The following is a 22,142-nucleotide window of genomic DNA, read 5'->3' as shown; positions in this document are numbered from 1 at the left end:
TTTGTAAAAATTAGCTAATCATATTCAGAAAATAAGTTTTGAAATAGGAAAATTGAATTTCAAGCTTACTCAGCTTATCTAATCAAACCATTGAGGTCATCAACTATTGTATTCGTAGAACTGTCTGGAGAGGATTTTTCAGTCTGTATTTCTTCTGTTTGTTTTAATTCAATTTCATCCAAAGTATCAGTGCAAGAACTAAATAAGGATACAAATAAAAGCGAGCTGAGAATTTTTTTCATTTTCTTAAGTTTAAGTAGATATGAAATTTAATACAGAAACTGCATTCTAAAAATTAGAATGCAAATTTTTTCTAAAAATGGTTGGATCAACCTTAAACCAATCGCTCTAAGTATTGGAAGTCAATGTGATTTACTTTTTTCAGCGCATCTATCTTTTCTTTTGCCTGCTGGGCATCCGCATGCTTAGATTTTGCCCCTATGAGCATGATGTTTTTTCGAGTATGTTCATTGGAGACAAATTCAAACACTTTGGACTGGTAGCCATGTTGCTCTAGAATGAGGGCTCTTATAGTATCTGTCACCATTTCAAAATGCCGTTCCTGAAAAATACCATATTGCAGCAATGGACTTTCTTGAGTTTTGCCTTTGACCTGCTGGCGGACTTGTTTGTGACAGCATGGTGCACATACGATCAAATCGGAGTTAGCGGCAATTGCCTTGGCAAGAGCATCATCAGTAGCAGTATCACAAGCATGTAATGCGATTAATACATCTATGCTTTCGTTGTTGTAGTCTTCAATTCTCTGATTGATGAACTGCAGTTGCTCAAAACCGCATTTTTTTGCTTTATCATTACAAAAATCAACCAGTTCCTGACGCAGTTCAATACCAGTGATTGTTACGTCAAGTCCTTTTTCACGTTGAAGAAAGTCATAAAGCGCAAAAGTGAGATATCCCTTGCCCGACCCCATGTCTACTAAACTGAGTACCTTTTTTTTGACATTTGTTTCAATCTGATGATCCATGATTTCCAGATATTTGTTGATCTGGCGGTATTTGTCGGCCATCTTAGGAATAAGTTCACCCGAATGGGTAGTAATGCCCAACTCGGATAAATAAGGTGCATCTAGAGGGGCGCGCTTGATTTTTTTCTTATCATGTGAATTTGATACGCTGGCTTGGGAAGTCTTGGATTCCGTGATTGTAGCTTTACCCTTTTTATTCAGCATCAGTTGATAGGTTGCTTCTGTCGTGAGCAATGTTGCATGTTTGAATTTGTCAGAAAGCTGTGATTCTAATTCGGCCAGACCATCATTTAGGTCAAAATTTTTTGTGAGGTCTTTGGTCTTGTGTCGGAAGTTAAATGAGAGTTTTTCATTTTCCTTCATTTCAACCAGCCTGATGAAAATATTTTGAAGACCATTTGATTTATATCTGGGTTTGCTTAGCGTTAGCTTACTAAATTCGCTTGCTTTAATGACCTCACTTACTTTTTCGACAAACTCCTCAATGCTTTTCATTTGGCAAAAGTAACAGGTTCTCTATTTTTTGACTTTTTTTGGGCGTACAATCGCATGATATGATAAAAGTATCCGTCATTATTCCAACATACAATCGCCCAGAATCTCTACAAGTTGCTGTTCAATCTGTGTTGGATCAAGGTGTTGTTGATGTGGAGGTTATTATCATAGATGACGCCAGTAACGAAAGTCATATTCCAGCCATAGAAGAAGTAGCGCTCTTGTCTAAGGAAATAACGCTTTTTAGTAGGCAAGAAAACCATGGTGTTTCTTCATGCAGAAATTTAGGACTGAAGGAAGCAAAGGGTGAGTTTGTTGTGTTTCTCGACGATGATGATGTTTTGTTAGCTGGCATGTTAGAACGATCAATAGCTGCTATAGAAAGAGCAAATGCAGATATTGTTAGTTGCCGATCAGCTGTAAAAGGTTCGCAGATAACAAAAAACAAATTAAAAAGATATAATGCACAGCAGCAGGATGAGCTTGATTTGTATGATATGGAAAATTCTCCTGCCGAACATATTTTTTTATATGCTCCTCAAATTCACACATTCTTGTTTAGAAAAAAATCTATAATCGACGTCAAGTTTGTCGAGCAACTCAACTATGGGGAGGACATGGTATTTTGGATGAAATTGGCGGAGAAAGGTTTGATCTTCAAGAAGCTAGATTTTGTAGGAGTAGTTTATAACTTAAATCCATCAAGTGCTTCTTCTAAAGAACCAGTTGAATCTAAAATAAGGTTCTATAATTATTTGTTGAGAAACCTTAAACTAAGTAACCAGACAAAAAACTTGGTATATATAAAATTGTCTTATTTGAGCTTTTCGCAAAGAAGGTGGTCAGTCATCAAGTGGTTTATTAAGTCATTGACGAGACCAAACCTCTTGATTAAACATGTTCGATTCTATTTCAAAAGTCTTTAGGTCGCGAAAATTTCAATATCACTGGTGCGTTTCCTTTCATTTGATACGTGCTCTTGGCGTGATCACTTGCATCAAGTCCATTATTGTCAAGCCCAATCCAAATTTCATTTTCGTGGAGGAGTAAGGCTTCTGCCATTCCATACTTTTCTGGTTCGTATAGCTTGCCATTGGCATGGCTGGCTACATGTTTGTAATGGAATTTCTGAACCACCTGTTTTGTAGTGGTGTTTACCTTTGTTACATAATTCCCATTCCGTTCTAGCATATATAGATGCCCATTTTCAAACTTTGCGTCAGAAAAATCATTGCTTTCGGTTTGTGGAATATCAAATTGATCAACAATTTTCCAATTGTTCATATCAACTGCAATGATATTCCTAGGTTGACGTTCTTTGACCAGATACATAATCTGTTGATCACAATCAATAGCTAATCCTTCCCAACCAGCATTTTTCCATGTTTCAGGATATAGCTTAAAATCTTCAAAATTTATAGGTATTATTTCAAGCGTATTAGAATTGGGTTTCAAAACATTAATTGTGCCTGTGTATTCATTAGCTAAGTACATAGAGCCATCGCAATGATCTATGGCTTCCAAGTCTAATCTTTCTGGAGTGGTAATGGATCTAACTTCATTGGCGGTCCAGCTATTGTCACTAAAGATGGGGACATACAAATAGGTGTTCCATGGCTTATCAGCCACTATAAAAATGGTGTCATTTTTTTTGGTGATTCCACTAAAGTCAAAATTGAGCGTATCTGACTTTATCATTTGATGGACAGAAATCAATTTGAGCTCAGAATAGGAGTTTTCCTCTTTCGGATTAAATGCCCATCGATAGCTTAGTAGAAGAACTAGGCCTAAGGTTAATGTTTTCATTTTTTTGCTACTGAAGATTTAATTTTATTAAACCCTTTCTATCATAGCTCCAATAGCATTGAGTCTCTGATCAATATTTTGGTAGCCTCTGTCTATTTGTTCTACATTGTGGATCAAACTTTCGCCTTCCGCCGACATTGCAGCAATGAGCAAAGAAACACCAGCTCTAATATCGGGAGAAGTCATCTGAATTCCTCGTAATGGCGCAGATTTGTTTAGTCCGATCACGGTCGCCCTATGTGGATCACATAGTATGATTTGTGCCCCCATATCAATCAGTTTATCTACAAAAAACAGTCTACTTTCAAACATTTTTTGATGAATGAGGACTGTGCCCTTGGCTTGTGTGGCTGTGACTAATGCAATGCTCAACAAATCAGGAGTAAATCCAGGCCAAATTGCATCAGCAATCGTCATGATCGAACCATCTATAAATGTTTCAATCTCATAATGTTCTTGAGCAGGAATATGAATATCATCTCCTTTGAAATCCATCTTTATCCCAAGCCTTTTGAATATGTCTGGAATAATTCCCAAATGCTCTATTCCTGCATTTTTGATAGTCAGATCAGATTGAGTCATTGCTGCAAGACCGATAAAACTCCCAATTTCAATCATATCTGGAAGCATGGTGTGCTCAGTTCCTCCCAATTCCTCAACACCTTCAATGGTCAATAGGTTGGATCCTACACCACTGATATTTCCACCCATTCGATTGATCATCTTACACAGCTGCTGAAGATAAGGCTCGCAGGCTGCATTGTAAATGGTGGTTTTACCTTTTGCTAATGAAGCTGCCATCACAATGTTGGCTGTACCCGTTACAGATGCTTCGTCAAGTAGCATGTATGTGCCTTCAAGGTGTGAGGCATCAATATTGTAATAACCGGTTTTCTTTTCGTATTTAAATTTGGCTCCGAGCTTTTGGAATCCGTCAAAATGGGTGTCAAGTCTTCTTCTCCCAATTTTATCACCTCCAGGCTGAGGAATTTTACCTTTTTTGAATCGGGCAAGCATTGGTCCCAGAATCATAATCGACCCTCTTAAGGAACTGGCCATTTTACGATATTGTTCTGTTTCCAGAAAATGAATATCGACATCGTCAGCTTGAAATGAATATGATTCTTCTCCCAGTTTTTGGACCTTTACGCCCATTTCCTGAAGCAATTCTATCAGCTTGTTGACATCCCTAATATTAGGAACCTTATGTATGGTTACTAGCTCTTTAGTTAGTAATACCGCGGATAAAATTTGAAGCGATTCGTTTTTGGCGCCCTGAGGAATGATTTCGCCATTTAGAGATTGACCTCCAACGACCCGGAATGAAGCCATTTATCTTCTTCTTTTGTGATTGGAATTTCTTTTGTTTCTGTTGTTTCTATTTCGATCGTTTCGATCATTGTTGTCTCGATCGTTACGTCTTTCTTTTCGTATCGGCTCAAATAGATTTCCAGCTTTTACTTTTTCCATGTCGATATCCAACTGATTTTTGGACAGCTTACGGATATTTTTATACACCACGTCATCTTCAATACTGTCTCTATTGTAAGAATAAATGAAAGTCTTCATCAATTTCCCAATGTGGATGATAGCAGCTTCCTGTTCTTCCGCATCTTCCAACGTAATGGCTTTATCGACTAAGAGTTCAATGTTTTTACCGAAATGTCTGAAAGTAATTTCATTATTAGAGTAGCCTAATTTTTCAGGTTTTTTCTCTAAGATTTCCTTACTAGGAGTCGGAAATGGTCCATCAATATCTATGGTGAAATTTGATATGATGTGAAGATCATCCCACAGCTTTTGCTCAACTTCAGGAGTATTTTGCATGGCTGGGTTGATTTGTTTCATCAACTCCACCATTGTTGCTGCTTTTTTTGATCTTTCCTCTTTGTCTTCGATTGTATTTAGATGAGCGACTAAGTCTTGTACGTTTCTACCGTATTCTTTTAAAGTAACGTCCTCTCTAACTGTATTGTATTTTATCATGAGATGTGATTTGCTCTTTGTGCAAGGTTCAAAATTAACCCATTAATTAATATAATATAGCACAGAATATAATTTTAACTGATTTAGTGGCCGATATCAGCAAATGAGAGAAATAAATAGCGGATGCTGTAACTCAAAGAAATGTTTTTGAGTTCTAACCCTATCTATATCGCAAAAACTTAAATGATTAAAAATATACTCTGGGTTGTTGGGGGAGCTGTAATTCTTTTTGCAACAATCGTAATCTTTCAAATTGCTACCACAAGAAATCATAGCCCAGCTGCTACTACAGAACTAATTACATCAGACTATCAGATCAAAGTCAAGTACTGCAGACCGTACAAAAAAGGGAGGGAAATATTTGGAGAACTACTTCCTTATGATACCTACTGGCGAACTGGTGCTAATGAGCCTACGATCATTACGTTTTCTGATGAATTTACATTTGGAAACCAAACAGTTGAGGCGGGAAGCTATAGGTTATACACGATCCCGGGCGAAAAGCAATGGCAAGTGGTCCTCAATTCAGAGACGGAAAAATGGGGATTGTGGGAACCAGATTTTGCGCTGGATATAGCCAATATTACTGTACCTGTCATGCAGTCGGATTCCTGCGCAGAGCAGTTTTTAATTCAAATCGTCGAAAATGGAAATGGAGCAGAGATTGCCATGATTTGGGACTTTACCAAAGTAGTGGTTCCTATAAAAATTTAAAAATATTTGATCGAGGTGCAACTTTTTGACCCTTGCCTACATCTTATACATGTACTCATAATACAATGAGGTCAGAAGAGACGCTTCTGCACCCCAATGGTCAAAAACAGTTAAAAATGAAAAACAGGTGCCAGTTATATGGTGCCTGTTTTTTTATGTGAAGCCATTTCATTTGTTTAGCTTGCTGCCTAATAAAAATTTGGACAGGCCAGATTTCTTACTCCATTCTATTTATGACAAGGACTGGCTTTTGCACACTTCTTTTACTTTTCATTTGTTTCATTACTTCAGGCCAATCATCAGATGCTCTTACGGGATATGACATTGCCAAACGAATGTTTGAAGCTTCGAGCAAGATTCAGGCGCTGACCTATACTATAACAAAACAGGAACGAATAGATGGTGAAATGACTCGGCAGATTTCATTCACCAAAATGCAGAAAAGCCCTTATAAGGTATATCTTCGACAATCCTTTCCTAACGATGGTATGGAGGTGCTTTACGTTAAGAATGAAAACAATAACAAAGCACTTATCAACCCAAATGGATTTCCTTGGTTGAATTTGAAACTAAATCCGATGGACGGTATCATGCGTAATGACCAACATCATACCATTTTTCAGTCAGGCTTCGATCATGTTGTTTCTATTTTGGAATTTCTCTGTGATAAATATCAGAGCGAAATTGATGATATGGTCGTTTATAATGGGATCGTTGAGCAACAAGGACGACCAAGTTATTCCATCACTTTCAGCAACCCATATTTTGCAATTAAGACATATACAGTACTTAAAGATGAATCGATAGAAGATATTGCGGATAAGTATAAGTTGAGTGCATATATGATTCTAGAGCATAACCCTTCGATTAAAGAATACGATGACGTGGAAGAGGGGCAGGAGATCATGATTCCCAACGATTATTCTCCTAAGCTGCATTTGGCTATTGATACAGCTGATTTTGTTCCATTGAAAATGGAAGTGATAGATGATAAGGGATTATATGAAATGTACGAATACTCTCAGGTCGTAATTAATCCTGAACTAGACGAACAGGACTTTTCATCTGAAAATAAGGATTATGGTTTTTGATTTAAAGCTTGATAACAGACAGAGTCAAAAAAAACCTTCTTATGTTCAAGACATAAGAAGGTTTTTATCTGAAGGAACTAGCCTGCCAGATTTTATTTAAATGCAGGAATCCCAGTAATCTCCTGCCCCAAGATCAGCAAATGAATATCATGCGTACCTTCGTAAGTCACAACTGATTCCAAATTCATCATGTGACGCATCATTGGATACTCTCCAGTAATGCCCATACCACCATGAATCTGCCTAGCTTCTCTTGCAATATCGAGTGCAGTAGCTACCGCATTTCTTTTAGCCATTGATATCATTGGTGTGGTGGCTTTGCCTTCTTCGAACATTTTACCCAATTTCCAGTTGAGCAGCTGAGCCTTGGTGATTTCTGTCAACATTTCTGACAATTTCTTCTGAATCAACTGAAATGACCCGATGGGTTTATCGAATTGAACTCTTTCGAGCGAATATCTTCGGGCAGAATCGTAACAGTCCATAGCTGCACCAATAGCACCCCAAGCGATTCCAAATCGAGCAGAATCTAAGCACATCATGGGTGCTCCCAATCCACTTTTATTAGGCAACAAATTCTCTTTTGGTACCTTCACGTTGTCAAAAACGAGTTCGCCTGTGCAACTAGCTCTTAAAGACCATTTGCCATGAGTTTCTGGCGTAGAAAAGCCTTCCATCCCTCGTTCTACTACTAGACCATGAATTCTTCCTTCTTCATTCTTTGCCCAAACTACGGCAACATCCGCTTTAGGTGCATTGGAGATCCACATTTTTGCGCCATTCAACAAATAGTGATCTCCCATATCTTTGAAGTTAGTTACCATGCCACTTGGATTAGATCCATGATCCGGTTCTGTAAGTCCAAAACATCCTAACCATTCACCAGACGCGAGCTTTGGTAGGTATTTATTTCTTTGTTCTTCATTGCCAAATTTGTAAATCGGGTACATGACCAAAGAGCCTTGAACGGAAGCTGTGGAACGCATGCCGGAATCTCCTCTTTCTATTTCCTGCATGATTAAGCCATAAGAAATGTAATCCATACCACCTCCGCCATATTGGGTAGGTATAGTTGGGCCGAAAGCTCCGATGTCACCAAACTTTTTCACCATCGGATATTCAAAATGGTTCTTTTCAGCCCATTCTTCAATGTTTGGAGTGATTTCTTTTTTTACAAAATCCCGAATAGATCCTCGGATCATTTTGTGTTCTTCGGTCAATAAATCATCGATTTGATAAAAATCTGGAGATTCGAATTCGTCTGTGAAATTTGATTTCATGAGAAGGGCTGTTGTTTATAATTGTTATTAAATCATTCGGGGCTCAAAATATTACCGATTTGGGTAATAATGAAATTTGCAGCTCGCAATCTGTCATTATCCTTTGAACAAGTTAAAATTGTATCAATTGTATTTTTATTAAGTCAAAAAATGATATTTGTCAGATTGAAGCAATTTATTGAGTAATTATCTACGGAATCCATGAATTAAGTCCAATAATTACTTTTGATCTTTGTAGGTTGTTCAAAAATAGACCCAAATTTACAATATTAAACGACAACAATACCCACATGACGAAATCGAATTTTGATAAGAAAATATTGGATCAACTCCATCAGCTAGAAGATAAATATGAGGCCATGGGACAGGATTTGTCTTCCTATTTGGATGGGTTGCTACACGCCGATTATCTGACGTATTGGGATTATATCCATCTCGACACACTGCTGAGTTTACAAAATCCCAAGACTCAATTTCCCGATGAAAAAATATTCATTATCTATCATCAAATCACAGAATTGTATTTCAAATTGATTCTAAATGAAATTGAGCAATTGGCTTTTGATGATGAAATAGACGCCGATCGATTTTTGATCCGACTCAACAGAATCAATAGGTATTTATTGCATTTAGTTGATTCATTTGATGTGATGATTGATGGAATGGATCAAAAGCAGTTTCTGAATTTTCGAATGTCATTATTGCCAGCGAGTGGCTTTCAATCTGCTCAGATCAGAATGTTTGAGATTTCATGTACAGATTTGCTGAATTTGGTAGAAGAATCCAAAAGACCTGAGATGGAAAAAGAAAGTCTGGACGAAATGTATAATTACCTGTATTGGAAACGGGGTGCAACAGAGTTGGCGACAGGTAAAAAGACACTAACGCTCAAACAATTTGAAAATAAATACTCTGGAGAATTTTTACAGCTGGCTAATAAATATAAAAGTGAGAATATCTGGAAAAAGTATGAGTCACACTATAAATCCGCGGATCAAGCTCCAGAAATAGTAGAAACACTCAAAAAGTTGGATCAATTGTCTAATGTGCAATGGCGCCTGGCTCATTACAAATCGGCTGTGCGATATTTGCAGAGAGATCCTGAAGTAATTGCAGCTACTGGTGGAACCAACTGGCAAAAGTATCTACCTCCAAGATTTCAAAGAGTAATATTCTTCCCAGCGTTATGGAGTCAAGAAGAAAAAGACAATTGGGGTAAAAGTTGGGTAGATGAGACTGTCTTTAAGAAATAATTGAATTGAGAATAATTCTTTACATATCGTTTTTGCTAACAAGCACATTCACTTTTGGTCAAGGTGTGAAAATGAACACTTATTTTGATCAGGAGAAGACTGTGGTCAAAGAAACGTTTGTAGTAGATGATACAATTTCTAACCGACTCAACGGGCCTTATACTTCGTATTACCTATCTGGTATAAAAAAATCTGAAGGCTTTTATACCAACAACAAAGCTTCGGGTGATTGGGTTTATTATTTCGAAAATGGTAAAGTGAGACAAACTGGTTCGTTTCTTCTTGGTCGAACGGTGGGTATTTGGTCGGATTATTTTGAGAATGGCAAATTACGTTCTGAGGGAATCTTGTCGAATGGAAAAAAAGGTGGTGAATGGTCTTATTATTATGAAGCAGGCAGTCTCAAAAGCAGAGGTCAATACGACGATGAGATAAGAACGGGTACTTGGAGTTACTATTACGAAGAAGGTGGACTTAAGGCTCAGACACTTTTTAAGAATGGAAGTGGAATTTACAAAGAGTTTTATGTTTCTGGAAAACTGAAAATGCAAGGGCTCAACAAATCGGGAAAGAGCGATAGTCTTTGGGTATATTATTTTGAAACTGGCGAAAAAATGGCAGAAGGCTATTTTAAAAATGGGCTCAAAACAGGGCCTTGGAAATATTTTTATAAAAACGGAAAGGTTTCGGCTGAAGGTGGTTATGAAAAAGGCCAAACTTTGGGCAATTGGATTTATTATTATCCGGATGGAGCTAAAAGTGCTGAAGGATTGCAAAAAAATGGAACCAAGGACGGTTATTGGAAGATGTTTTATGAATCGGGTGAAACCAAAGGAGTAGGTGAATTCGATGAAGGAACTGGGGCATATAAAGAGTATTATATCAGTGGAAACCTCAAAGTGACAGGTCAATTCAAGGGGGATTACAACTTTGGGAAATGGACTTACTATGATGAAGAAGGTAATATAGAAGGGTCGGCCTTGTTTGATGAAAATGGGAAGGGCGAATACGAAGGGTACTACTTGAATGGAAATTTGAAGATGAAAGGTCAATTGTCGCAAGGAAGAAGAGAAGGTGAATGGACACTATTCAAGAGAAATGGAGAAGTAGCTGGAACTTATTTACCTGTTTATGGAGATAATAATCCAGTTTTTCTTAAAAGCGAAGCTTTCGCCCAGCAGGTTAATGACGAAGATTATGAAAAGCCAGAATATAAATTCAAAAATAAAAAATCAAGATATTTCACCGCCCGTGTCAATGAATACAAAGGGGTGATTTTTGGGTCGAACCCGCTGTACTCTCTGCTGGGTTATATGCCACTGGCGGTGGAATATTATTTGCAAGAAAGACAGGGCTACGAACTCATTTACACTTATCATAGGAATCCATTTTATGAAAACCATAATAAACTGGAAACGGGAGATTTGTTTTCTACAGGATCAAGCGTCGTAGCACGGCAGAAATTTTACAGTAAAGATGAGACATTTGGTATGTTTTATTTTGGACATTTGATTGGAGCAGATTTCATCAATCATTCCACTCATGTGAGTGAAGGAGGAACCTTGAATACCAGTGAAGTTCATGCTAAGGAGAACAGATACTATTACGGGGTATTTATTGGTGATCGATGGCTGAAAGATCCGGCAAATGCGGGACTTACCATAGACGTTTATATTGGGGTCGGTATCGGCCAACGTTTATATTCTCCGCAATACGATGGAAATACCTATGATTCTTATTTCTATTCTTTAAATAAATCAGGGACTTACATACCAGTTTTCTTTGGGATAAATATTGGCTATCTCGGATTCAAAAAGACTAAGAATCCGATACCTTCGCCCAGATAAATACCACTCATGAACAAAATATTGAAGTACAGGCTTAAGCCTGAAGTAGCACTGGATGAAGCCAATTTGGATGCTTTTATTTCTCCAAAAATCAAAGGAGGTGCCAATTGGAAGCTACTAAAACGATCCATTGATGCTCGTGGAAGGAAAGTTTCGGTAGATGTGGAGATTGGTCTTTACGATGATAAAGTTGATCCTTGGTCTATCACTTATCATAAGCCAGAGCTCAATGTATCTTCAAGACCCATAGTTTTGATCATTGGTACAGGCCCAGCGGGGCTTTTTGCGGCGCTTCGTTGTTTAGAGTTGGGAGCAAAACCCATACTTTTTGAAAGAGGCAAAGATGTTCAGGATCGTCGTAGGGATTTGGCAAAAATTAATAAAGAGCACATCGTTAATCCTGATTCTAATTATTGTTTTGGTGAGGGAGGAGCAGGAACCTATTCGGATGGTAAATTATATACCCGATCAAAGAAGCGAGGTGATGTACGGCGAATTTTAGAGATGCTCGTGGTGCATGGTGCGAGTGAGGATATTCTCAAAGACACACATCCACATATTGGGACCAACAAGCTCCCGAAGGTGATTGCAGATATTCGAGAAACGATTATTACTTGTGGAGGAGAAATTCATTTCAATAGTAGGGTAGTTGACTTTATTGTCAACAAAGGAGAGTTAAAAGGTGTGATTTTGGCCAATGGAGAGAGGCATGAAGGTGAGGGAGTTATATTAGCTACAGGGCATTCTGCCAGAGATATATTTGAGCTACTGAAAAATAAAAATATCACCATCGAATCAAAACCATTTGCTTTAGGCGTAAGAGTGGAGCACCCTCAAACATTGATCGACAGCATACAATACCACTGTGATCATAAAGGGAAATACCTACCCGCAGCTCCCTATGCCTTAACAACCCAAACAAGACTGAATGATATTCAAAGAGGAGTTTTTTCATTTTGTATGTGTCCTGGGGGGTTTATTGTGCCTTCAGCTACAGCGCCTGGTGAAGTGGTAGTAAATGGAATGAGTCCTTCCCGACGTGATTCTAAATTTGCCAATTCTGGAATTGTGGTAGCCATCGAAAATGATGATTTAAAAGATTATCACAAACATGGAGATTTTGCTGCATTGGCTTTTCAATCTGAGATAGAGAAAAAAGCTTGTGAGATGACAGGTGGACAGCAGAAAGCGCCGGCGCAGAGATTGAGTGATTTTATTGGGGATCAATTGTCGCAGAATTTACCAGATTGTTCTTATCAGCCTGGACTAGAGTCGACTAAGCTTTCAGATGTTTTACCAACACATATTTTCAAACGTTTGCAACTAGGATTTAAAGACTTTGGAAAGAAATCCAAAGGCTATGTGACTACCGAAGCCGTGGTAGTCGGAGTAGAGAGCAGAACCTCATCACCAGTGCATATTCCAAGAAAATCAGATACTTGGGAACATATTCAACTGAAAAGATTGTTTCCTTGTGGAGAAGGGGCTGGCTATGCTGGAGGAATCATGTCAGCCGCGATAGACGGAGAAAAATGTGCCGAAAAACTAGTAGAGAAATACATTAATGTCTGAAAATAAAAAATTAACTGTTGTACTGGGAGCAACAACTGATCCATCGAGATACGCTTATCTGGCGGCAGAAAGATTAAAGAATCATAAAGAAGACTTCAAACTAGTAAGTATCAAAAAAGGTGAGGTTTTTGGTCAGCAATTTCTGGATTTGAAATCCAAACCTTTCATCGAAAATGTGCATACCATTACGCTCTATATTGGTGCTATTCATTTGAGTCAATGGCAAGATTATATGCTCAGCCTGAATCCTGAGCGTATCATATTCAATCCAGGAACAGAAAATATGGAACTGGCAAAAGCGGCCGAAGCAAAAGGTATAGAGACTGTTTTTGGATGCACATTGGTCATGTTAGGGACTGGACAATACTAGTCAGTTAGGAAAGTTCTACGGTCAATTGTATTTTTAACTCAACTTTGTACCATTAGATTTTCCTTTTGAGAAATTTGATAATTATCATATTGACTGTCATTCCTAACCTATTATGTGCTCAGAAAAAGGAATACAAACGCTTTGAGACTAGGCCTATCCATGAAAACTATATCATAGATTACTCAGATCAACTTTCTATCAAAATCTACGGCATTCTAAAATCCAATAAAATTGCGCATGTCAATTATGAAACAGAACAAAAGATTGAGTACAAGCCCAACGAAAATTTCAATATAGGATTTGGATTAGGTTACAAATGGTTTGGTCTTGATCTAGCATTCAATCTTTCAGGTGTCAATAATGACGATGATATCTATGGTCATACCAAGAGGTTCGATATTCAGTCTAATATTTATACCAGACAATTTGCAATAGACATTCACTGGCAGAAATATCGAGGTTATTATGGTTCTAACCCAGAAGACTATCGAACGAGTTTTGACCCAGACAACCCTTACCCAATACGACCAGACATACGAACAGTCAATTATCGATTGAGTGCATTGTACATTTTTAAACATGACAAATTTTCTTATCGAAGTGCATTTACATATAATGAAAGACAGATTAAAGGAACAGGATCTTTTCTTGCTGGTCCATTTTTCAACTATTATAGGATGGATGCTGACTCGACCCTGATTCCACTAGAAGCCCAAAGTGATTTTGATTCTGAATATGATTTTAGGGGAAGTGAGTATATAAATTTCGGTCTTGCTGGTGGTTATGCACACAATTTTGTTATTGGCAAACGAGTGTTTTTTTCAATAACTATGGCCTTGGGGCTAGGTCCTGAGATCAAAAAGACACCAGCTCTTGATGGAAGGGAAGCATCGAACAAAAGTAAATTTGTAGGGCAGGCTGTGATTCGTGCTGCTATGGGATACAATTCTGAAAAATTTTATGCTGGTCTATCTTCAGTAGGAGTTTATTCTGGAGAAAGAGAAGAGGAAGATTATCTGGAAAGAGGTGTGAGTCACCTCAAAATTTTCATTGGTAAACGATTTAACCCACCCAAATTCTTATTGCCAAAGAAAAAATAAAATCCTACTTCAAGTTCTCACCTTCTTGTAGCACATTCATAGAATCGTAGATTAAAATTTTAGACCAAAGGCTACCGCAATCCGATAAAAATTTCTTGTGTGCAGGTTCTACCTGATATTTGTCTTGTTCTTCTTTGGAGCCGAAAGTGACCATCAAATGATAGCTGTAAGAATTGTCAACTACATCTCTAGCCGTGAGCGCTGGCACGCCTAAATGAGCCGATCGGATGTATTCCGAATTTTCTATCAATTCGTTCAGCCCAGTTTCAATTTTATTTTTGTCTGCCTCGCTATCGGGATTATTGAGCCAAATCAATACCGAGTGAGCAAACTGGCCACTGATCATATCTTTGGTTTGCACCGGTTCACAACTTGTAAAACACCAGATTAGGAGGAATAAGAAAGTGAGATTTTTCATGATGCGTCTTTAAAAATTTGGTCTAATATAGTCATTGAAAAAGAAATATCCTTGTTTGGGTATTTTGGGTGTTAAACATTTCAGAAGACCATAAATAGCTAGGATGCTTCTAAAGTTGGATTTTGTTTGGAGGGATAATTCATTTAACTTTTCTATATACAAACTGTAATAAGTACTATGAAAATTTTTAAAATTGGAACATTCATGATTCTTAGTGTTTTACTGATGCAATGTGGATCACAAGAAGAAACAGTAAACCGGTTAAATGCACAGATAGACTCATTGAAGATGGAGCTTTCAGATCTGAATCAATCGAATATGAAGCTTACACTTGAAAATGATGATCATTTTACTGTGATACAAAATCTGAATGAAGATTTGGCCAAACTGCGTGGTGATGAAAAATCAGAACCTGTTGTGACTTCTGCAATACGACAGTTAATTAAAGATGTGCATTTAGGCTGGGAAGATTTAGGCAAGAGTAAATCTAAAGAATTACTGATGGCGAATTTTTTAGAAAAATACTCAGTCAACGCAGTAAGGTTTGATTTGAATAATAATCCTAACGCAAAACAGAGTAATTACAAAACCTTTGAAGCTCATTTAGATGAATTGATTGAAAGGCAAGGTATTTCAATCAACTTCGGGAAAGTAGAAATTTTATCTTCTGAGATCAAGGAAGATTTTTTCTATGTAGCCTATAAAACAACAGGTCGAGTGTATCAAGAAAACAAAGAAGTCATGACCAAGTCATTGATAAGTGTGATCAGTGGAAGGATTACTGATAAGGCTAGGATTGGGAACTACTCTTGGGTAGCCATCGACCAATGATAGTTGAATACCGACTGACATAATTAAAAATGGCACTAACTTAAATTGGTGCCATTTTTAATTATGGGCCTTCATTCAAAAATTAACTTCTATTTAAAAAACATCATCTAGCCTGCTGAAACCCATATTTATTTACAGTAGTAAAATGTAATTTTCAATTTCAACCAAAGAAAGATTGAAATGAAAAAGCTATTTATATTCTGCATAGGCCTATGCCTGTGCAGAATCGGTATTTGTCAGGTCGAAAAAATCAACAATGGATATAATCTCAAAGAGCATTGCGATCCTTCCAATTGTAAATATTTCAAATTCACGAATAATGTGAGTTTTCCTCAAGGAGAAGGAACAGATTGGGAAATGGCCAATTCTGAAATTGCTGTTAAGAACACTGGATTTTACTTGTTGACTGGTGATATGTACGTGAAAGGCGAAGAAATGGGAGCAAGGCTCAAATTTGAAATAGAGCTATTTAATTCGAGCGACGAAATCATTTTCACAACCCAAACGGACTTGATAGAATATTATTCCGAACCTGGGTTTGCCGAGCCCATAGTTTTGAGTGGGAAGATTCCTGCTGATATAGCGAAAGAAATGGATTTCCTGAATTTTATGGTGATCGAAAGTGAGACCGTTCCCTATTACGAATTAGCTACCGACTGTTATGGGCCTTGCAACAATTATCAACTAAACGCCAGTATTAAAGCGTTGAAAAAATCAAAATAGTATTTAATATCCGCATCCAAAATCCATTCCTATTGGAGATCCAGCAGGAATAACTTCAGCTGTTTTGCTTTTAAAATCGGACGGATCTTCTTGAAATTGTTGAATGAGTTGCAAAGCATATTGACGATTGGCTGTTGCTCCCTTGTCATAGGTTTGACTTTTGGTTGCCAGTTTGTTTTTTAGCTTGATAAGAGTTTGATAGACTATCGCATTTACCTGAGGGTTTGTGTCAGAGCTAGTTGCTAGTTGCATCAATTGATTTAGCAAGTTTAAGTTAATGACATTTTGAATCTCTCCTAAATATCCTGATTTCGGTTTTTGATACCAGGTAGCAGCTAACATTTTGTCCAGTAGAAGTTCAAATTCAGGCTGGCTAGCATCACGACTATTGTATTCGATCATTCTAGAAGCTCGTTGCGGATTGAGCATTAAAGAGAATGTAAAATCAGCAGCTGTTTCTGCCGCTCCTAATGCATCGAAATTCGGACTCGTTCGTAATTTGACTAATTCATTGGTACGGGTTTCATGCAAAGGTCTAGGAGGTAGAAGCATTAGAAGATCTTCTGACAATGTTAAAGCAGAAGGAGTTACCGTTTTTAACAAAGCATCTATAGCTTGAATTTGAGAATCGCCTGGGACAGCCTGGGTAATCAACTGACCATCTCCTTTGAGGGCATATCTATAATTTCGGCCTCCTATTAGTTTGACTGCAGCTTCAACCTGATATCGATGTAAAAAATATATAGGAACTAGTACTTCTTCTAAATGAGCGTAGGCCACGTCATTTTTAATTGAATTTCGTCCTAAATTATCGAGTGCGAGGGCACGCACATTCATGATGTGGTTGAGTTCGGCAACTGGACTTTTCCCGTTATCCCATAAGTGGGCATAAGGATGAGAACCTCCAGCTGGTCGAGCATCCTGATCGGAGAGGAAAGTCAAACCATTGGCTAAAGATTTAGTTATGATTGCCTGTAGTGCCTCTTCTTCATTCATTTGATCTGAAAACTGAGTGTATCCATAGGCAATAGCCACCTTGTCCCAAGCCCCTATTTTGTCTTCATAGGCATTATCTAAAGATATTTGGCCATCAATCAATTCAATTTTAGGATGAGGATAATCCATCACTGAGGCACGATCTTCGGCACTGGAAGTATAGCTATGAGCTAGGCCTAATGTATGTCCCACTTCATGAGCGGATAATTGTCTTAGTCGTGCTAGTGCCATTTCTTTCATGGCTGGATTAGTTGCTGAGTCGTTTTCATAAGGAGAAAGTAAGCCTTCAGCAATAAGATAATCTTGTCTCACTCGTAACGAGCCCAAAGAAACATGACCTTTAATAATTTCGCCCGTCCTTGGGTCAACCACACTGGCTCCATAGGACCAACCCCTGGTCGAGCGATGCACCCATTGAATGATATTGTATCGGGCATCCATCGGATCGACGCCTTCAGGTAAAAGCTTGACTTGGAATGCGTCTTTGAATCCTGCGGCTTCAAAAGCCTGATTCCACCAAGATGCACCTTCTAATAAAGCACTTCTGATCGGCTCTGGTGCTCCTCGGTCGAGATAATAGACTATCGGTTCCACTGCTTCAGAAATTTTAGCATTTGGGTCTTTCTTGATCAACCGATGACGACAAGTAAACTTTTTCAATAAGGGCTCATCAATAGGTGTGGCGTAGTCATAATATTCGATTCCGTAGTATCCAGCTCTTGGGTCAAATTTTCTTTTTTGATAGTCACTGTCAGGTAATTGAACAAATGAATGGTGAACCGTCACTGTAACTGCTTCCGCCGAAGGAGTAACTGTGTTTATCCAATTGCCTTGTGGTTGGCCTGTAAAAGTAAGAATGGCATCAAATTCTGTGTTTTTTGGAAAATTTTTGATCCTTTCTTCATTCAATGCAGATCGACTTAAATCAAGCTGATAGTTGCCTTGATTTGTTTGTGCCAAGGTTTGTATGATCCCTACAGCATCTCTAATAATAAAATCTGTAATATCAATTTTGAAAGTGCTGTTGTTGTTTTCAAGGATTTCAAAGCCCCATATAACCGACTGTGCAAATGCCTCCTCGACGGCACGAGTTTCGTCAATATTATTGCTAATGGCACGAAAGTTATAATTGGGTTGAATTAAAAGAAGCTTAGTTCCGGCTTTAGAAAATTTCACGATTTTTTCACCGCTTAACTGACCTCTGTCCAGTCCAATATCATTAGATCCTACGCCTGAAGATAAAGAAGGTAGGTAGAGAAATTCTTCCTCCAAACGTGAGATATGTAAATAAATTCGACCCGTATTTTCATCTAAAGAATAGTCTATAAACCCTCGAAATAAACTCTCAGTAGTTTCATTTATTTCTTTGGGCGATTTATTTTTAGTTCTTTTTTGAGCGCAAACTTCTGAACACATCAGTGCCAATAGAGTTAAAATATAAAGTGGCTTCATTTTAGAGTTGAGTTTTTGAGTCGATCAGTATTTCGTGAATTTATTTGCAATAAATGCTAGACACTTTCTAAGTGTGTCATAGTATAATGTCATATAGAAAAAGGCCGTCATGAGCCAAATGACAATAATATTGAAGTAGAATGTACTGATTTGAATATTGCCAAAGACCTTGACAGGCGCATAAAAATGTGCATTTCCAAAATTTGAATCAGGCGTTTTGAAAATTGGGTCTTTTTTCTGAATCAATTCATCTTCGGCTTCGTATATTTTTTCTATTTCATCTCGATTGGTGACCAGGTTTTCCAGCGTCTTATTATGGTTTTTGTTTTTGAGATCCAGCAGTCCATCCTTCCCTATGGTCTCTACTAGTTCATAATAATGAGACTCCCTTTCTTTGACTGCTTCGTCTTTTAGGTTTTTATATTTCTTTTTCAACAAATTCAATTGCGCTAAAATCTGATGGTGAGAAGTAGAATCATACTTATCCATGGTAAGGAAGCGCAATCGATAGAATTGTGTATTGCCGTCTTTGCTCTGAATTTTTTCTAGTTCCTTTCTACATATATCTATTTCATGTTGTAAAGCTTCGGATTGATTTCCTGCTTCTACATTGGTGTAAACTAATCTCAGTTTAGCTTGAATTTTAGGTATTAAGTAGGCAAAATTGAAACTAGCATCACTCATCCTTTTGTCATAATCGAAAAAATTTCTTTCGTAGTCGTTGTTTCTAAAAAGCTCAACTGCTAGGGCTTCATATGCCCATCTTGAAACCATGGTATCACCGATGACTGGCACATGTTTTTTGTCTCCTATTTTGTGATGTAATTCATCAAATTTGATCATAGCACCTCCTAACAGGAGCTGGGGTACCAATATCAATGGAATCAAAATGTAAATAGTGACAATAGAATTTAAACCAGAAGAAATGTTTAGACCGATCATATTGGCAAAACAAGCCGTCGAGAATAGCACCAACCAAAAGCTAAAACTCAGATTATTGATTTCTAAAAGGTAATTACCAAACCAAACAAAAATGAACATCTGAAGCGCAGAAAGGCCAAATAGGTAGATGATTTTTGAATTGATGTAGCTGAATCGACTGAGGTTCAGAAACGATTCCCGCTCCAGTACTTTTTTGTCTTTGAAAATTTCCTCTGCACTGACTGAGAGCCCCAGAAAAAGCGCAACCACTACAGTCATAAATAGATAAACTGGAATGTTTTTGTTTTCGCTAAAGATGTATTGACTGCCTTCAGAGTATTTTGAGAGAATACCCAGAATCAATGCCAAAAGTGGCGGCTCAAATAGATTGAGCAATATGTATTGAAGGTTCGTTTTTTTGGAAAGCAATATCCTTTGAAGGAAAATGTTTGATTGCTGGGCCAGATTAGGGATCAAGAAGTTGGAAGGAGGCAGAGCAGTTTGAAACTTGATCTTCTTTATTTTAGGAGCAATATTCTCCTTGTATTTGTCGTACCACTCTGCTGGTGTTATTTTTCGTCTTTTGGTGGCTTCACCGTTGTCGTTTATCACTTTAGACTCGATGATATGTAGAATCTGCTCTGGGATTACATTTCCACATACCCGACATTCACTTTCTGCTGCGTTTACCTGTGTATTCATTGTTTTGAAATACACGACTGCATCTACAGGATTGCCATTATAAATGGGATACCCACCCTTATCCAAAAGCCATAGTTTGTCAAATAATTTGTAGATATCAGAAGAGGGCTGGTGAATGATGGCAATCACCAATTTACCTTTTCTACTTTGCTCTTTCAATAAGTTCATGACTACTTCAGAGTCCATTGAAGATAGCCCTGAGGTAGGTTCATCCACAAAAAGCACAGAAGGCTCTCTGAGCAACTCCAAGGCGATATTGAGTCGTTTACGTTGACCGCCACTTATAAACTTATTAAGCGGGCTGCCTACTTCTAAATCTCGAATTTCATCAATGTCCAGATCTTCAAGCACTTTGTTGATTGCTTGATCCAATCGTTTCTTAGAAAAGTCGCTGAAAGACAACCTCGCATTGAAAAACAAATTTTGGTAAACAGTGAGCTCTTCAAATAATAAATCATCCTGTGGAACATAGCCAATTACCCCAGATTGAACACATCTAGGAATGCTGTGTCCATTGATTTTTATTTTTCCATCCGATGGATTCAGTTTTCCATTCAACAGGTTAATGAGTGTGGACTTTCCTGTGCCACTTCCTCCCATAATACCTATGAGCTGACCGGATTCTTCGTAGAAACTGAAAGGTTGAATGCCATTCGTACTGTTTTTGAAACGGAACTGCATTTCGTCCCCATGAAGCACCAGATTGACTTTTTTAAGATCAAGTAAGAATTTTTTACTGATCTCTGATTCATATATAGGCTCAATGGTACTTCCTTTAATGATGGAGCCAGACTTGAGTATATAGGTTTTATTCTTGGATATCTTATTTCCCTCCAAATACAAATTAAGTGGCCCATCATACTGTATTACAAATGTGCCTATGCTCTGAATGAATAGTACTTTGATTTGCCCAAATAAATTTTCAACATGAATATGCCTGAATTCAGTAATCCCAGGTTCTTTCTTTTTTTTCATCATCCAGGCGATCTCCTCAGGCCATTCAGTCACCTTGTTGTCGATGATCATTCCATTGGGCTTGGACAATTCTTTTATTTCTGGATCAAGGATGAAAGAAGTAATGTCACTAATCTCCTGCTTTGGAAGGTTGAAGTTTAAAGCAACCAACTGCATAAAGTCATTCTCCTTTTCAGAAACCTTATCGTCTGTGTTGATCAGCTCTACTAGCTGAATAAAAACAATAACACGCTCATGCTGAAGAAGTTCTTTGTTGAGTTGTTGGCAAATTTTAGTAACCTGAATGATGTTTTTAGTCTCATTTTCGAGTTCCTCTTCAGAGGAAGAAGCCTCCCGTCGATAAAACTCTACATAATCTTGATACAGATTCAAGTACTGTACAGCGAGCTCGTGATTAAGTTGTGCTTGTAGATAGGGCTCTACGATGATATGACCCGAATCAACGACTTCGTCTTTTACACTTTCAATAATGGCAAACAAGCGCATCAAGGCGTTGATAATCGATTCACTCATGGAGTTAAGTTAATTGTTTTAGGTTTAGAAATTAAAGATAGAAAAAAAGGCATCCAATCCGATGGCTATCGGGGCTGGATGCCTTTTAATTAATTCGATTTTCTTATTA

At 37.8% G+C, this 22,142-nt stretch carries 19 protein-coding genes; 10 read left to right on the top strand and 9 right to left on the bottom strand.

Annotated elements, in window-relative coordinates; translation table 11 throughout:
• Positions 1 to 74 precede the first annotated feature (74 nt).
• Positions 75 to 242 carry a hypothetical protein gene (locus ABJH98_RS14045; protein WP_348308325.1) on the bottom strand — a complete coding sequence of 56 codons (168 nt, stop codon included), beginning with the start codon at positions 240 to 242 and terminating at the stop codon, positions 75 to 77.
• Between the two features lie 92 nt (positions 243 to 334).
• On the bottom strand, positions 335 to 1,483 hold the full coding sequence (locus tag ABJH98_RS14040) for an SAM-dependent methyltransferase (RefSeq protein ID WP_348308324.1): 1,149 nt from the start codon (positions 1,481 to 1,483) through the stop codon (positions 335 to 337).
• A 59-nt stretch (positions 1,484 to 1,542) separates the two neighbouring features.
• On the opposite strand from ABJH98_RS14040, the gene ABJH98_RS14035 reads away from it, so the two are divergent.
• Positions 1,543 to 2,409 carry a glycosyltransferase family 2 protein gene (locus ABJH98_RS14035; RefSeq protein WP_348308323.1) on the top strand — a complete coding sequence of 289 codons (867 nt, stop codon included), beginning with the start codon at positions 1,543 to 1,545 and terminating at the stop codon, positions 2,407 to 2,409.
• On the opposite strand, the gene ABJH98_RS14030 is transcribed toward ABJH98_RS14035, so the two are convergent.
• From ABJH98_RS14030 to ABJH98_RS14020, 3 genes are read right to left on the bottom strand one after another with little or no spacing between them, the layout of a single operon-like run.
• Positions 2,396 to 3,289 (bottom strand): SdiA-regulated domain-containing protein, encoded by an 894-nt coding sequence (locus ABJH98_RS14030; RefSeq protein WP_348308322.1) that lies wholly within the window; start codon positions 3,287 to 3,289, stop codon positions 2,396 to 2,398. The two genes, ABJH98_RS14035 and ABJH98_RS14030, sit on opposite strands and share 14 nt — an antisense overlap.
• A gap of 27 nt (positions 3,290 to 3,316) precedes the next feature.
• Positions 3,317 to 4,621 carry a UDP-N-acetylglucosamine 1-carboxyvinyltransferase gene (murA, locus tag ABJH98_RS14025; protein WP_348308321.1) on the bottom strand — a complete coding sequence of 435 codons (1,305 nt, stop codon included), beginning with the start codon at positions 4,619 to 4,621 and terminating at the stop codon, positions 3,317 to 3,319.
• Positions 4,622 to 5,275: a DUF4290 domain-containing protein gene (locus ABJH98_RS14020; RefSeq protein WP_348308320.1), complete on the bottom strand. Its 654-nt coding sequence runs from the start codon at positions 5,273 to 5,275 to the stop codon at positions 4,622 to 4,624.
• A gap of 183 nt (positions 5,276 to 5,458) precedes the next feature.
• Here ABJH98_RS14020 and ABJH98_RS14015 point away from each other — a divergent pair, with 183 nt between their 5' ends.
• Together ABJH98_RS14015 and ABJH98_RS14010 are read left to right on the top strand one after the other, a co-directional pair.
• A complete protein-coding gene (locus tag ABJH98_RS14015) occupies positions 5,459 to 5,989 on the top strand; it encodes a DUF2911 domain-containing protein (protein ID WP_348308319.1) in 531 nt (176 codons plus the stop codon).
• A gap of 233 nt (positions 5,990 to 6,222) precedes the next feature.
• Positions 6,223 to 7,080: a DUF1571 domain-containing protein gene (locus ABJH98_RS14010; RefSeq protein ID WP_348308318.1), complete on the top strand. Its 858-nt coding sequence runs from the start codon at positions 6,223 to 6,225 to the stop codon at positions 7,078 to 7,080.
• A 92-nt stretch (positions 7,081 to 7,172) separates the two neighbouring features.
• Here ABJH98_RS14010 and ABJH98_RS14005 read toward each other — a convergent pair whose 3' ends face one another.
• Complete coding sequence (locus tag ABJH98_RS14005; RefSeq protein ID WP_348308317.1) at positions 7,173 to 8,360, bottom strand: acyl-CoA dehydrogenase family protein; 1,188 nt, start codon at positions 8,358 to 8,360, stop codon at positions 7,173 to 7,175.
• Positions 8,361 to 8,650: 290 nt separating this feature from the next.
• On the opposite strand from ABJH98_RS14005, the gene ABJH98_RS14000 reads away from it, so the two are divergent.
• From ABJH98_RS14000 to ABJH98_RS13980, 5 genes are all read left to right on the top strand, one after another.
• Positions 8,651 to 9,613 carry a tryptophan 2,3-dioxygenase family protein gene (locus ABJH98_RS14000; protein ID WP_348308316.1) on the top strand — a complete coding sequence of 321 codons (963 nt, stop codon included), beginning with the start codon at positions 8,651 to 8,653 and terminating at the stop codon, positions 9,611 to 9,613.
• Between the two features lie 32 nt (positions 9,614 to 9,645).
• Positions 9,646 to 11,460 (top strand): hypothetical protein, encoded by a 1,815-nt coding sequence (locus ABJH98_RS13995; RefSeq protein ID WP_348308315.1) that lies wholly within the window; start codon positions 9,646 to 9,648, stop codon positions 11,458 to 11,460.
• Positions 11,461 to 11,469: 9 nt separating this feature from the next.
• Positions 11,470 to 13,032, top strand: a complete 1,563-nt coding sequence (locus ABJH98_RS13990; protein WP_348308314.1) for an FAD-dependent protein — start codon at positions 11,470 to 11,472, stop codon at positions 13,030 to 13,032.
• Positions 13,025 to 13,402 (top strand): CoA-binding protein, encoded by a 378-nt coding sequence (locus ABJH98_RS13985; RefSeq protein ID WP_348308313.1) that lies wholly within the window; start codon positions 13,025 to 13,027, stop codon positions 13,400 to 13,402. Before ABJH98_RS13990 ends, ABJH98_RS13985 begins: the two co-directional genes overlap by 8 nt.
• A 65-nt stretch (positions 13,403 to 13,467) precedes the next feature.
• Positions 13,468 to 14,502: a DUF4421 domain-containing protein gene (locus ABJH98_RS13980; protein WP_348308312.1), complete on the top strand. Its 1,035-nt coding sequence runs from the start codon at positions 13,468 to 13,470 to the stop codon at positions 14,500 to 14,502.
• Positions 14,503 to 14,506: 4 nt separating this feature from the next.
• On the opposite strand, the gene ABJH98_RS13975 is transcribed toward ABJH98_RS13980, so the two are convergent.
• Positions 14,507 to 14,920 carry a Dabb family protein gene (locus ABJH98_RS13975; RefSeq protein WP_348308311.1) on the bottom strand — a complete coding sequence of 138 codons (414 nt, stop codon included), beginning with the start codon at positions 14,918 to 14,920 and terminating at the stop codon, positions 14,507 to 14,509.
• Between the two features lie 177 nt (positions 14,921 to 15,097).
• Between ABJH98_RS13975 and ABJH98_RS13970 the strand changes: the two genes are divergently transcribed.
• Positions 15,098 to 15,751: a hypothetical protein gene (locus tag ABJH98_RS13970; protein ID WP_348308310.1), complete on the top strand. Its 654-nt coding sequence runs from the start codon at positions 15,098 to 15,100 to the stop codon at positions 15,749 to 15,751.
• A 180-nt stretch (positions 15,752 to 15,931) separates the two neighbouring features.
• A complete protein-coding gene (locus ABJH98_RS13965; RefSeq protein ID WP_348308309.1) occupies positions 15,932 to 16,474 on the top strand; it encodes a hypothetical protein in 543 nt (180 codons plus the stop codon).
• A 3-nt stretch (positions 16,475 to 16,477) separates the two neighbouring features.
• Here ABJH98_RS13965 and ABJH98_RS13960 read toward each other — a convergent pair whose 3' ends face one another.
• Together ABJH98_RS13960 and ABJH98_RS13955 are read right to left on the bottom strand one after the other, a co-directional pair.
• Positions 16,478 to 18,922 (bottom strand): zinc-dependent metalloprotease, encoded by a 2,445-nt coding sequence (locus ABJH98_RS13960; protein WP_348308308.1) that lies wholly within the window; start codon positions 18,920 to 18,922, stop codon positions 16,478 to 16,480.
• 24 nt (positions 18,923 to 18,946) lie between these two features.
• A complete protein-coding gene (locus ABJH98_RS13955; RefSeq protein WP_348308307.1) occupies positions 18,947 to 22,033 on the bottom strand; it encodes an ATP-binding cassette domain-containing protein in 3,087 nt (1,028 codons plus the stop codon).
• Positions 22,034 to 22,142 lie beyond the last annotated feature (109 nt).

It is taken from the genome of Reichenbachiella sp., from assembly GCF_039969095.1.
GTDB lineage: Bacteria > Bacteroidota > Bacteroidia > Cytophagales > Cyclobacteriaceae > Reichenbachiella.
The sequence above is the reverse complement of the archived record's forward strand: the minus strand, read 5'-3'. Positions and strand labels throughout refer to the sequence as shown.